The 14,428-nt window shown below is 43.0% G+C and carries 5 protein-coding genes, 1 tRNA gene and 1 pseudogene; 1 reads left to right on the top strand and 6 read right to left on the bottom strand.

Annotated features, from left to right (window positions below; genetic code table 11):
- The 5 genes and pseudogenes from B7709_RS03445 to B7709_RS03425 form a co-directional block, all read right to left on the bottom strand.
- Nucleotides 1-6,061 (bottom strand): SpGH101 family endo-alpha-N-acetylgalactosaminidase (locus B7709_RS03445; RefSeq protein WP_239822495.1); only part of this gene is annotated, 6,061 nt, incomplete at its 3' end.
- A 312-nt stretch (nt 6,062-6,373) separates the two neighbouring features.
- Entirely contained in the window at nt 6,374-8,680 is a 2,307-nt protein-coding gene (locus B7709_RS03440) for a DNA translocase FtsK (protein WP_084971669.1), read from the bottom strand.
- Nucleotides 8,681-8,768: 88 nt separating this feature from the next.
- A pseudogene (locus B7709_RS03435) lies at nt 8,769-10,722 on the bottom strand (PTS fructose transporter subunit IIABC).
- A complete protein-coding gene (gene pfkB / locus B7709_RS03430; protein ID WP_084971667.1) occupies nt 10,719-11,630 on the bottom strand; it encodes a 1-phosphofructokinase in 912 nt (303 codons plus the stop codon). The pseudogene B7709_RS03435 and the gene pfkB overlap by 4 nt, the downstream one beginning before the upstream one ends.
- The gene (locus tag B7709_RS03425) at nt 11,627-12,367 is read right to left on the bottom strand and encodes a DeoR/GlpR family DNA-binding transcription regulator (RefSeq protein WP_084971665.1); all 741 of its coding nucleotides are present in this window, start codon (nt 12,365-12,367) and stop codon (nt 11,627-11,629) included. The genes pfkB and B7709_RS03425 overlap by 4 nt, the downstream gene beginning before the upstream one ends.
- A gap of 161 nt (nt 12,368-12,528) precedes the next feature.
- Here B7709_RS03425 and B7709_RS03420 point away from each other — a divergent pair.
- Nucleotides 12,529-12,616 (top strand) — tRNA-Ser (locus tag B7709_RS03420).
- Between the two features lie 399 nt (nt 12,617-13,015).
- On the opposite strand, the gene B7709_RS03415 is transcribed toward B7709_RS03420, so the two are convergent.
- Entirely contained in the window at nt 13,016-14,380 is a 1,365-nt protein-coding gene (locus tag B7709_RS03415) for an amino acid permease (RefSeq protein ID WP_162279148.1), read from the bottom strand.
- Nucleotides 14,381-14,428: the final 48 nt, after the last annotated feature.

Below are 14,428 nucleotides of genomic sequence, written 5' to 3'. Positions count from 1 at the left end.
ACTCTGGAAGTTCCACTGTAGGAGCCGCTTCTGTTCCTGCCGTGCCTAGTGGACCTGTGTACTCTGGAAGTTCCACTGTAGGTGGTGCTTCTGTTCCTGCCGTGCCTAGTGGGCCTGTATATTCAGGTACTTCAAGAACTGGTGGTTGCTCTTCACCCTTGCTACTTGTAGGATCGTCTGGTTTCGGAGCGGAATCTTTCAATTGATTGAGATAATCTGCAAAGTATTTCACCATTCTTTCCGTCAAGAGATGGTTATCCATCGCATATTTCATGCTTGCCTTAACGCTAGCTACTTCCTCTTGATTGTCTTTGTCTGTTAATTTCTGCGCCTTAGCCAAAGCTGCTTCATATTCAGACATGTCAAGCGGTGTTTCTGCTACTTGTGGACGGGTAAAGATGAGTTCCGCTGCAGATTGGTATTTATCGCCACCATCTCCGTAAGTCTTGGTACCTGTAAGGACAATTTTCTTAGCCTTGATTGTCTTACCAAAGTTAATATCTTTTGGCTTATTGTTATCAGGCCAGTCCGTAACGGTGAAAGTATGCTCCTTGCCAGACTCATCTGTGACAACCAGTTTTACATCACGCAAGTTACCATTCGATCCTGAACCACGTGGAACATAGCGAAGTCCTGTGATTTCAGTAGGTTCTTTCAAGACCATGGTGGCAGGTTTTCCAACATCCCCACCGCTCCAAGATGTATGCCATAAGCTTGATAGATTTCCATCAAAGGCATTTTCTAAGCCTTCACCAGCTTGTGCAGGGGCATTGAGACTTTCAAAGTCTTCTGCTACCAAGGTTGTTTTCTTTTGAACCAAAGCATTCTTCAAGGCTTCAATCTTGGCAATCTCTGCACGCGCTTCTTCAACACTGATATCATCATCGGCCTGACTAAGGTTAAAGACCGCCTCCTTCAAAGCATCCATAGACTCTTTGGTGTAGTTGGTCATGGCTACAGTTGGCAAGTAGTTCTTCAGAGCATTTTCTGTTAACATCTTACCTGTTAGGGTAATTTCTTCGATTTGAAGATTATCCATCATGAAGTCGTTATAACCACGGAAGTTGGCATTTCCACCAGAATCACCACGAGTATTGCTTGCATTTCCAGTTGAGTAGATACCTACCCAAGTATCGCCTGTTTCTGCACCAGTCACGAGGAAGGTTGCCTTCTTGGCTTTCTTAGAATCTGTCCAAGTATTTGGCAACTCATGCATTTCCAAGTTGCTTGCTTTCGTACCACGGTTACCAGATTGGAATTCTCCCTTACCAACTACAAAGGCGTAGGTATTGTCAGAACCTGCTTCGTATTCAAAGGTTACACGGTAGGTCTTACCAGCTTCAAAGCGGAAGTTTTGTGGGATGGTTTGGTAAACCAAGTTACGACGGCTAACCAGTCCATTGGTCTTGAGTGACCAATTTCCATCAATAACATCATCAACTTTCTTACCGTTCCAACCACGTTGTGTATATGGATCATGCTTTTCAGACAAGTGAGTGCGGTTGTCTTCAACACCTTCGACACCGCCCACTACGAATGGGAAGATACCTTGAGCAACATTTTCAAAGTCTTGTTTGAAGGTGCCTTTACCTGTATCATGCTTGTCTCCGTACATGCTTGAATTGTTTTCAAAGGTACGAATTTCATCAAAGTAAGTTGCTTCATCACCAGCTTCACGACTCAATGTCAGAGTGACATTTGATACATCAGATCCAGTTGTAAAGAAGGCGTACATATTTTGGAAGTAACTTGTATCGTCAACTGTAGCATTTTCACGACGATTGTTATGAGCATAAGCTTTGATATAGTTGAGAGCGAGTGACTTATTGGTATAAGTAGTCACTTCTTTCTCGCCAGTATTCACTGTGATACTTGCCTTAGCATTACTACGGTTATCGACACCAACATAAACCGCATACTTGGTATTTGGTTTCAAGCCAGTCAGTTTCTGAGTAAGACTGACCTTGCTCTTATTACCTTGGATACGAAGCATTTCATTTGCGCCTTGTGATTTGACAATTTTTGCCTTAGAAGCATCACCAGAAATGGTCCAGTGTTTCAAGGTTCCACTGTTAAATCCTTGGTCGTAGATGTGCATGCCTTCGCTCCATGACATTTCAGGATTGGTTTGTTTTGAACGGTAGAGAACGTATGGTTGATTTGCTAGAAGGTCTAGGGTAATCTTGCCATCTTTTACGGTTAGTTCTTGCTCTTCTGTCTTACCTTGGTCAGTTAGCTTGTAAAGGTAAACCTTGCTATTTGCCCAATCGCTTGGAAGGGTCCAAGTTGTTGCACCGGCCTGCGTATTGAAGTAGTACATTTTTTCCTTATCAGTAGGAAGTTTCTTACCATTTGCATCCCAGTTCCAAGGAGTCAAGTAAGCTGAGCCATCTTGGATGACACGTCCGTTGAGCGTTACTGTACGTTCGCGGTATTGCGGGCTATTGACATCGTTTGACTTACGAGTCACAACAACCTTGTTACCTGCTGCATCGACTAGCTCAACCTTCATTTCTGGAGTCCATTTATAGGTACTACCGTTATCAGTCATGGTAACTGGTGTACCATTTTCCCATTTACTTACAGTGAAGTGTTGGAAGTACTTGGTCATGACATCATGGGCAAACAAGTTGGTTACATAGCCATTGTAGTCGCTTCTTCCTTGCCAGCCTTCAAAGTCTTTCATGCTGTAGCCACCTAGAAGTGGGTAGTTGGCTGCACCACCGTAACTTCTGTAGTCCCCAACCCAAGAATCTTTTTGGTGGTTGCGGATAAAGCGGGTGATAGCACTGTTGATACCTTTATTAGTGTAGCCACCATAGGTCAAGTCAGCTGCCCAGTGTTGGAAGGTAGAGTCGTATTCACCACCATGGCCCCACTCAATCGCAAAACGCCAGCCTTGTTTGTTGATTTCTTTAGCAAGAACGTGGGTAGCCCAGGCACCGTTATCACCTGATTGACCATTGCCCCATACGTCCACATAGATAAAGTCGAGACCTTCACCAAGTTTTTTCTTCAAGTCTTCCCAGCGAGCCAAACGTCCATGCGCCAAGTCATAAGCAGCATCAATGTTGATACCTTGGTCTAGCCAGTTCCATCCGTAGCTGTAGCTTCCATCTGGATTCTTACGAAGAATATTTTCATTAAAGTATTTAGACTCAGGATAAGTCTCAGAAGCGTTAACGTGGATACCAAGATGAGCTCCATATTTCTTCGCTTTTTCGATCAAGGTCTTGAAGTCTTCGACACCACCAATACGTTTACCAATATCAGCATAGTTCAAGTGACCAGAGTCGTGACCTTCACTACCATATCCTTTAAGGAGAACACCTTGCCCAAGACCATCTGTATGGAGATTGATTTTCTTGATACCATCCAAGGTCATAAGGAATGGGTTTTGTGCTTGTGAACCAAAGTTCATCGCGATACGATAAGCTGTGATATCCTTAACTTTTTCCCAACCTTGAGGGTTGTTCATGATGCTACGATAAGCAATGGCACCATCTTGCCAGTCGACTTTGTTGTCAGCATTGGCATCTTCGGTGATAACAACCTTGGCACTTGGAAGTTCCTTGGTGTATTCTGGGAAGACAATGCCCTTATAAGCTTTTTCCCATTGCCATTCAGAGCTATGAATTCCGACATAGTTGGCATTTCCAACTGTTTCTTTATAGGCTGTCAAACGAGTCCAGTCATTCGAACCACCACCGTAGCTGTTTTGAGAGTTACTCCAAACACCTGCAGCAAGCTTATCTGTAGAAACAAATCCATACATGTAACCCTTAGCCAAATCTTTCATTGGATTGGTTACATCGATATGATCATCCCCGCTGACATGGGTATTGTTTGACATGGTTGCCCCATCAAACTTAGCACCAGCTTGATCACTCGAAACAGAGACCAAAGCATTACCAAGGAAACTAATAGTTGAAAGCAATTTTCTTTCGTCATCAATCTTTTGACCTGGAGTGACTTGATTGTGGTTGACAATCTTGGTCACATCAAAGTGCAATTGATTATCCACAACTTGCAAGCGTACTGTCATTTCCGCATTGATTAAGTGAGCATCATCACGAAGCTTCATCACGTACTCTGCTGTTGTTTCATTGATTTTCTTATAAGTGACTTCAGGGGTGATTCGATGGTTATTGATAAAGACTTGGTTGAACTGTTGCACCTGTCCTGGTAAAGTATGGCCATTCAAAGTGTATTCTTTGACACGAGGAAAGGCTTGGTCAATCACTGCCTTGAGAACCTTAGACTGGATCGTATCATAAGTCACCTTGCTATCGTCAACGGCAGGACCTGTTTCTTTCTGGGCAGGAGTATCATCCGCTTTTACACCTTCTTGATTGTCTGTTTTAACGCTAACAACCGTTCGGTCATTGCTATAAGTTCCTGCCTTGAGAAGGATTTTCTTCTCATTTTTAAGATTCTCATTGACCGCCCCAGGTAGTGTCACTGTGTCAAAGAGATTTACATCATTGTTGCTGGCATTGAGTTGTCCATCTGACTTGAGAGTGATAGAAAGGCGGTTTACAGAACCCGGTTCTGGTGCTGCTACACGGTTGCCTTTATACCATGTGCTATTACCTGGAGTTTTGTATTCCCAGAACCAGCCACCTTGGTCATATCCAACAAAAACATTGTTCTTGGTATCTTTAAATTTCAAGAAGACACCAAAGCGTGATTTGCCCTTTTCAGAATCATCTTTGAAGGTTAAATCAACCGTCGCATTTCCATTAGCGTCAACTGTCAATCCTTGTTTTTCAAACAAGGCTGGTTTGCCATCATTGTCATTTTGGGCCGTTGAAGACAATTGATTGTAGCGAACACCCTTTTCTTCACGAATAGTGACTGTTCCTTGTTGCTCTTTATTCGCTACCGTTTGCCATTCAGGAGTCACTGTCTTAGGTGTTTCAGGTTTAGCAGCTGCAGGTTTATCCTCTTTTGGTTTTTCTTCAGCCGGTTTCTCTTTCTCTTCCAAGTCGGCTGGTTTCACACTTGAAATTCCCTGTATGTGGTCTTGGATCCATTTTAGTTGAGCTGGTGAGAAGAGAATGCCTCCGCTCCGTTTTCCAACTACACCATTTTGGTGAACACCGACTAGTTTGCCTTCTGTATCAAAGATACCACCACCACTAGCGCCTGGATGACTACCTTGATAACCGATCCCTTTTACGCCCTCACCGTAGGATTCAACTAATTCAACAGTTGTATTGAGCACTGGTGATAATTTTCCAGTTGGATAACCAAAGACATGCAATTTATCTCCAACCTTTTTCACTGCAGGTTTTTCAGTCACTTCTGCTGGAGCATTTTCCAGAACTGTTCGCAATCGAACAAGAGCCAAATCATTCTTGTAGCCTTTTAGGAAACCTTCACGATCCCAGTGAATAATGTCTTTTTTACTAAATTTAACATCTGGTAGTCCTGGATAGGAAATGCTATATATATCCCCATCCCCCTTATCATTGTCAACGACCTTACGATTATTGCCATCTGGAACATCTTTTATAAAGTTATGTGAAACAGTTAAAACCAGATTTTCGCCAATGACAATCCCACTACCTTCACCTGATGGTGTCTTGATTTTGACAGTTGCTCCGTAGTTTAATTCACCATTCTTGGTTTTAGCTACATCCTCTGGAACGAGATTCTCAGTATCTTTAGCTAATTGATCCTTGTCAACTTCTTTCCCTTTATCTTCAGCCTTATCTAATTTGCCCTCTAAGCCTTCTGGTAACTTATCTGAACTAGCTGATTTTTCTTTTTCAAGTGCTAATAGTTCTTCTTCTGTCTTAGGTCCATCCGTAACTTCTGGAGACCCTTGGTCTTCTCCCACCTTAGGCGCTTCAAAATCACGCCCGTCATTCTCTTTTGCTGTTGCAAGAGCAGTAGCTAAATCCGCTGGTAAATTCGCCGTAGAGCCAGACTGCACGCTATCTGCAAGAACTGTACTTGTCCCAAAGAATGCAGCCCCAATCATAACAGAAGCAACACCTAATGAAAATTTCCGAATACTATATTTACAACGTTTTTCAAATGATCCTTTATTCATAAATTTTTGTTCCTCCTAGTTTAAAAAGTAAGCGTTTGCATATTTCTCTAAAAAAATAACCTCCTCCATTTTTAAACACTACTTTCTAAACAAATATTTTCTATTCCAATTCAATATATCAAAAACAGCTTAAAAAATCAATAGCTTAATAGGTAAAATTAGTAAAAGTATAATCAAAATATTAGACAACTCTAAATCCAGTTTCAACCCCTGCTGAATAAGAGTTTGGGAAAGCAATAAAAAATGAAACTAACTCTCAAAAATGGAGCTAGAATAGTTCCTTTTTAAGAGAAAGTTTCACACATGTTTATTCTATTGTTGCAATACTTTTCGTGGTTTGGTTCCTTCAGCTGGACCGATGACACCTGCCATCTCTAGTTCCTCCATGAGACGAGTCGCGCGGTTAAATCCAACCGACAAACGACGCTGAATCATAGAAGCACTGGCTTTCTGCGTTTCGATAACCAGAGCCTTGGCTTCTTCAAAAAGCGGATCGCCATCAGTTTCGCCGTCAGAAAATTCTCCTTCATTTTCAGAGACTTCTCCTGGGTCAAAGCTATCATCGTAGTCCGCATCTGCCTGAGCCTTGATGAAGTTTACGATACGTTCAACATCATCATCCGAGATAAAGGACCCTTGCAGACGGACTGGGTGATTTTCATCGATTGGTTTAAAGAGCATGTCCCCTCGACCAAGCAGTTTTTCAGCCCCATTTTCATCCAAGATGGTTCGTGAATCTGTTCCCGATGAAACTGCAAAAGCTACTCGAGAAGGGACATTGGCCTTGATAAGACCAGAGATGACATCAACCGATGGGCGCTGCGTTGCGAGAATCATGTGAATCCCTGCAGCACGTGCCTTCTGTCCGAGACGGATGATGGCATCTTCCACTTCCTTGCTGGCCACCATCATAAGATCAGCCAACTCGTCCACAATGACGACAATCAAAGGCAGGGGTACTTGTTTGTACTCAGACTGAGCATTGAATTCTTCGACCTTGGCATTGTAACCAGCGATATTTCGCACACCAACCTTAGCGAAGAGTTCGTAACGATTTTCCATCTCATCTACAACCTTTTGCAAAGCCTTGCTAGCCTTGCGTGGATTGGTCACAACTGGGATCAAGAGGTGAGGAATGTCGTTGTAAACCGATAGCTCAACCATCTTTGGATCCACCATCATAAACTTGACCTGGTCTGGTCTTGCTTTCATCAGAATGCTAGCGATAATCCCGTTAACTGCGACTGACTTCCCTGATCCCGTTGAACCTGCAACAAGTAAGTGGGGCATTTTGGAAAGGTCAAAGGTGCGAGCAGTTCCATTGACAGCCTTACCTAGAGGTATTTCAAGGAGATTTTCTGGTTTTGTTTGAGACTGTTCCCAGAGTTCACGGAAGGAAACGGTCGCAATCTCAGAGTTGGGCACTTCAATTCCAACTAGGGATTTTCCAGGGATCGGAGCTTCAATCCGAACGTCCTTGGCCGCCAGAGCCAGCGCTAAGTCGTCTGCCAGATTGGAAATGCGGTTGACCCGTACACCGACTGCTGGCTTGACTTCATACTTGGTAACTGATGGTCCAATTTCAGCTCGTTCAACCGTTACCTTGATACCGAAGCTAGCAAAGGTTTCTTCTAGGACTTTGATATTTTCTCGAACAATCTTCTTTTCCTTGGATTGGTCTTTGGGTTTATCTGGCGCAAAGAGTTGCAAGCTTGGTAGCTTGTATTCGAGGGCTTCCTTAGCAGAAAAATCAACCTGCACCTCTTCATCCTCAAAGTCTTCTTCCACATCTGGAACGTCAAAATCAGTTTGAGGGAGGATAATCTCCGGTTCACTCCATTCTTTTTCAGGAATTAGTGGAAGATCGTAGTCTGGCACCTCTGATAAGATTTCTCCCGTTTCAGGATCTACAGGAGGAAGCGACAGCGCATCCTGCTCTTCTAGTTCTCTCTGAATTCTTGCTGCTTCTTCAGCTTCTTGGCGAGCCTTCTCTTCTTCTCTCTTGATGAAGCGTTCCTGTTTTCTCTGTTCCTGTTTTTCCATGAAGGATCTGAACTGCGCTCCAATAAAGGCTGCAACATCATAAATAGACCAAGGACTAACTAGGAGAATCCCAACTAGAATCAAGAGAACTCCAATAAAGTAAGAGCCGATATTTGAAAAAAGAAAGGCTATGGGGATATAAATTCCGACACCAAGCAGACCTCCACCAGCGAAGCTAGTCACCCGCATACCAGTAAGATCCGTCATAACTTGAGACAAGGTCCCCTTTAGAACTGTCTGCTCCAAGCCAAATTTCCAGACAAGATAAGCCTCAAAAATTAAGAGTAAGCCAGCGAAGATACAAAGAAATCCTGACAGAAGTCCTTCTTGCTTACGTATCCATTTAAATAGAAAGAGATAAATGAGGAGGGCACCAATGGCCACATAGGCCAAACTTCCGACCACCAGTCGAATGAGATTATAAAGGGTGATACCCGCCGCACCGAGCTTGAGGGCTGCAATGATCAACAATAAGGCAATCCCTAAGGAAATCAACATCCTCTGAATAGCCTGTTTTCTTTCGAGTTCTGCTTTAGACGGTCTCCGTCTTGTTTTACTTGTATTCTTGTTTGCCATTCTTCTATTATACCATATTTCACAGGCATTTCGGAAAGAGAAAAAGACTGCACCAAACGGTCCAATCTTTTCATTTTCTATCTAAGTTTTATGCTTGTGGTTTGCGTAGGTAACCATAGACCACACCACTTACAATTGCTCCTACCAAGACAGAAACGAGGTAAAGAAGAGCATTTGAAGTAAGGGCGATGACGAAGATTCCTCCGTGTGGCGCCATGAGCTTGATTCCAGCAAGACCAACGAGTCCGCCTGCTACTGCTGATCCAAGGATGAAGCTTGGGATCGCACGAGCTGGATCTGCTGCACCAAATGGAATTGCTCCCTCAGTGATAAATGACAAGCCCATGATGATGTTTGTCAAACCAGAGTTGCGTTCTTCTTTGGTAAATTTATCTTTGAAAAGAAGAGTTGCGACAAAGATTGCAAGCGGTGGTACCATTCCTCCAGCCATAACTGCTGCCATGGCTACAGAACCACCTGAAGAAACAGTCGCTGCAAGCGTACCTGTACCAAAGACATAAGCCGCTTTATTGACTGGTCCACCCATGTCGACAGCCATCATTCCACCAAGGACGATACCGAGAAGGACAGCTGAACCCGCCTCCAAGACCGCCAAGGAAATCATTCATAGCAGTGTTGATTGCTGCCATTGGGATGTTAACAGCTAGCATGACAAATCCAGTCAATATTGTTCCAAGAAGTGGCAAGAGAAGGATTGATTTAGCACCTTCAAGTGAACGAGGAACTTTAACGTATTTCTTGATGGCAAGGACCAAGGCACCTGCGATAAATCCACCAACAAGGGCACCTAGGAAACCAGATGAGACACCTGCAAGAGTTGACGTTGCTTCACCACCTGCGGCATAAGGGATCTTACCAAAGGCAAAACCTTCTTTGGCAATAGCACCAGCCACGAAACCTGCAACCAAACCTGGTTTTTCAGCAATAGAGTAGGCAACATAACCTGCAAAGACTGGGAGCATCAAGCCAAAGGCTGCTCCACCAATTTTCATGAACATAGAAGCTAGCTCATGGTAAGAACCAAGATTTCCAAGGTTTTCATTTGGCACACCCAAAGCACCGTCAATCAAGAAGGCAAGGGCAATCATGATACCACCACCGATAACGAATGGCAACATTTGAGATACACCACTCATTAAGTGTTTGTAGAAGGCACCACCAAGGCTTTGTTTTTCATTGCTTGCTGTTGCAGTTTTCGCTCCGTCTGCAGCACGGTAAACTTCAGCATCTCCTGAAAGAGCCAAGTTGATCAATTCTTCTGTCTTACGGATACCGTCAGCAACTGGACGATTGATCAATGGTTTGCCATCGAAACGATCCATTTCAACGGCCTTGTCTGCTGCGATGATAACAGCTTTAGCCTTGCGGATATTTTCTGCTGTCAATTGGTTCCCAACACCGCTAGCACCGTTGGTTTCAACCTTAATCCCAACACCCATTTCAGCAGCCACTTTTTGAAGAGCTTCTTGGGCCATGTAAGTGTGGGCGATACCTGTTGTACAAGCTGTAACAGCTACGATAAAGTCACCAGTTTCATTGGCAGGCGCTTGAACAGACTCTTCAGTTTTTTCTGAAGCTTGGTCAAAAAGTTCAATAACTTGGTCAGCTGACGTTGCTTGACGAAGTTTGTCAGCAAAACCGTCTCTCATCAAGTATTGAGACAATTCTGCCAAGGCAGCCAAATGGGTGTCATTGGCACCTTCTGGAGCCGCAATCATGAAGAAGAGGTCGGTAGGTTGCCCATCCAAACTCTCATAGTCAACACCCTTGTTTGACTTAGCAAAAAGAACGGTCGCTTCTTTGACAGCAGAGTTCTTGCTGTGAGGCATAGCAATTCCGTCACCCAAACCAGTGGAAGTGAGAGCTTCACGCGCTAAAATTCCTTCTTTAAAGGTTTCAAAATCTGTCACATAACCGTGATTTACCAAGCTATGAATCATTTCTTCGATAGCCGCTGGTTTTTCAGTTGCCTGCAAATCCAGTAACATGACATCTTTTCTCAATAAGTCTTGAATTTTCATCGTTTTTCTACCTCAACTTTTTCATATGTTTCTTTAATAAATTCCGCTGTTGCCAAGTCATCCGAGAAGGTCGTTGCTGTTCCACAAGCTACTCCCCATTTGAAGGCTTCTACTGCATCTTTAGATTTGACAAATTCACCTGTAAATCCAGCAACCATTGAGTCGCCAGCTCCCACTGAATTTTTGACTGTTCCCTTGATAGGTTTAGCGAAGTAAGCTCCCTCAGATGTGACAAGAAGTGCACCGTCCCCAGCCATGGAGATAATGACGTTTTGAGCTCCCTTGGCCAGTAACTGACGAGCATAGTTCTCGATTTCATCTAAACTTTCGAGTTTCACTCCAAAGATAGCTCCAAGTTCGTGATTATTTGGTTTAACCAAAAGTGGCTGATAGTCCAAACTATCAATCAAGGTCTGACCTTCAAAGTCACAAACAACTTGCGCACCAGTCTGGCGTGTCAAAGCAATCAAATCCTTATAGATAACATTGCCTAGATTCTTAGCACTTGAACCCGCAAACACGACCGTATCATCTGCAGTCAGACTAGATAAGATAGCTTTCAATTCTTCTAACTGAGCTGGTTCGACATTTGGACCTGTTCCGTTGATTTCCGTTTCTTGGTCTGCTTTAATCTTGACATTGATGCGCGTATCTTCTGCTACTTGGACAAAGCGTGTCTCGATCTCTTCTTTTGCCAGGGTATCTGTGATAAATTTACCAGTAAAGCCTCCGATAAATCCAGTCGCAGTATTAGGAATATCCAAGCGCTTCAAAACACGACTGACATTGATTCCTTTCCCACCAGCAAACTTATCATCACTGTCCATTCGATTGACACTACCGATCTCTACTTTATCTAAACGAACGATGTAGTCAATGGAAGGATTGAGTGTGACTGTATAAATCATACTTCTATTACCTCCGTTTTCTTCTTAATAGCCTGCAAGAGCTCATGCCCTTGACTTGTGAGGACAATAGCGCGTTTAAGTGGTGCTACCTTGGTAAAGCAGGTTTGCCCAATTTTTGACGAATCGACCAAGACATAGGTTTGTTTGGCATTCTCTAAAATAGCACGCTTAACGGCTCCCTCCTCCATATCAGGAGTCGTATAATAACCATCGTCCACACCATTCATCCCAATAAAGGCACGGTCAAAGTGCAATTGGTTAATCTGGTTAAGAGCAACACCACCGATACATGCATCTGTCGCCATCTTGACACTACCTCCAACCATGACAGTTGGAATCTGTTTTTCAACTAGCTGAACCGCATGGTGAATGGAGTTGGTCACAACAGTGATATTCTTATTAACCAATTCCTTGATTAAAAAAGCAGTTGTCGTTCCAGCATCAATAAAGATAACATCTTGTTCCTTAATAAGAGAGGCTGCTTTCTGAGCCAGTAGCTTCTTCTCTTGAAGGTTTTTGACAGATTTTTCTTGAATAGTTTCTTCTTCCTGCAAGGAGTGAGGTAATTCTGCTCCACCATGCACACGGCGAAGCTTGTTCTCTGCTTCCAACTCATCCAAATCTCTTCGTACCGTTGATTCTGATGTTTCTAATAGACTAACCAATTTTTCAAGAGAAACTACATGATGTTGATTTAGCTCCTCTAAAATCAGTTGTTTTCTCTCTGCTTTTAACACCAAATCACCTCCTGTTATCGTTTACACTATTCATTCTAGCACAATTTCTACCAAAGTCAAGCATTTTTTATCATTTTCTTTCAAAAACTATCATTTTTACCAATTCCAATATTTTTATTGCAAGATAAGATTCTTTATGGTAGACTATTTGAGTAAGTATTGGAAGATTACTCAAGAGGCTTAAGAGGCCGTGTTGGAAACGCGGTAGGCGTGTAACAGCGTGCGTGGGTTCGAATCCCATGTCTTCCGTAGAAAAACCAAGTGATATACTCCCCTTATAGCGGATAGTGAAGAGGCTACGACTCACTAGAAACGATAGGGGAGTTTTCATATCCTCAAAAAAAGCTAACATCTATGCAGACTATGCTAAAAGTAGCTTATATCTATGCTAGGTCATAGTAAGGTAAGAGGAGAATGCTGTCCCTAGAAAATTACATTATCATCATACTGGTAACTTCAAATAACAGGTCGTTAGTATTTATCCTGCTGGGAAAAATCCCTGTAACATTATTAAGAAATACGAACCTATACCTTCAACCTTACAAACTACTAGAATCCTTATTTCCTTGAATATAAAAAGGAGAGAACCACCATGGTTCTCTCCTGAATCTGACCTTTCGTTAACCGACTTCAGTTGATAAAAAACCTTTATTTCCTAAATTTCCACTGGCTATAAATCCCAAAAACAAGAATCCAGATGGCTGAACCAACTGCCCCCATGAAAGTAGACTCTTGCAAAAAGAGAGTCACAAAAACAAAGACAAAAAAGAGAATCGTTAGGGGATTGAACAAACGATACTGAGGCATGAGATAGCCATCAGCCATGAAGTCTTGTGACTTGCGGTATTTGAGGTGAGCCACCATAATCAAGATATAAATTGCAATATAGACACCTGATGAAGATGCCGTAATTAAAGCAAAAGCATCCGAAACACCCGGCAACACATTGATAAAGGCAGCCAGAGCAATTAAAATTGCTGAGGCGATGATGGCATTTTGCGGAACATTGTGACGAGAAAGAGTATCTGCCTTAATGGCCTTTAAGAAGCGATTGGGCGAATCATGGGCTATCTGATACAAGTGTCTCCCTGTTGAGTAGAGAGTTGAGTTAAGGGCAGACGCTGCCGACGTCAAAACGACAAAGTTAATCAGAGCCGCTGCCCACTTGATACCTGCCAGTTCAAAGACCGTTACAAATGGAGAATCTGAAGAAGCAAGTTCTCTCCAGGGAATGATAGACATAATGGCTAATAGAGCTCCACCATAGAAGAAGACAATTCGGAGAGGAATCTCCTTAACTGCCTTGGGAAGAACCTCCCGAGGGTTTTTCGTTTCAGAAGTTGTCACACCGATAAATTCAATCATCAGATAGGCAAAAAATACCATTTGAAAGGCCATGACAAAGTTCATGACTCCGTTTGGAAAAAGAGAGAACTGATCGCTGATATTTGCCAAACTTGCAGCCCCATGCGGCGTCTCAAATCCAGTTAAAACCATAAAGGCTCCCGTTGCAATCATAGCCAAAATAGCCACAATCTTAACCATTGCAAACCAAAACTCGACTTCTCCAAAGAGCTTAACCGCAATCAGATTGACCAAGGCCAAAATCGTTAAAAAGACAATCTGAATCAACCAACTAGGCCAGCTAGGAAACCAAAACTGAACATAATGCGAAATCGCAGTGATTTCTGCCATACCGATAAAGACGACAGACAACCAATAAGACCAAACTGAGAAATAACCCCAGCCTTTCCCCAAATGACGGGTGATAAAGTTGATAAAGGTATGTTGTTCTGGATCCTGATAGAGCATCTCTCCAACAGCCCTCATCATCAAAAACATAAAGATTCCTGTAATCATATAAATCAGGATGATAGAAGGCCCAGTAAGGCTGATAGAGCGACCGGCACCTAGGAAAAGTCCTGTACCGATTGTACCCGCAATGGCCATCACCTGAACATGCCGATTGGTCAGACCTCGTTCCATCTTATTTTTCTTCTTGTATTCACTCATATAGTCCCCCATTTCATCTAAAAAACCAAAAAGGAGTTGAACGAGGTG

The organism is Streptococcus oralis subsp. dentisani (assembly GCF_002096335.1).
Lineage (GTDB): Bacteria > Bacillota > Bacilli > Lactobacillales > Streptococcaceae > Streptococcus > Streptococcus oralis_Z.
The sequence above is the reverse complement of the archived record's forward strand: the minus strand, read 5'-3'. Positions and strand labels throughout refer to the sequence as shown.

Bases quoted from the DNA above. Each gene is read 5' to 3' on its own strand.
- B7709_RS03440 (WP_084971669.1), bottom strand. From the start codon at position 8,680: ATGGCAAACAAGAATACAAGTAAAACAAGACGGAGACCGTCTAAAGCA.
- pfkB (WP_084971667.1), bottom strand. From the start codon at position 11,630: ATGATTTATACAGTCACACTCAATCCTTCCATTGACTACATCGTTCGT.
- B7709_RS03415 (WP_162279148.1), bottom strand. From the start codon at position 14,380: ATGAGTGAATACAAGAAGAAAAATAAGATGGAACGAGGTCTGACCAAT.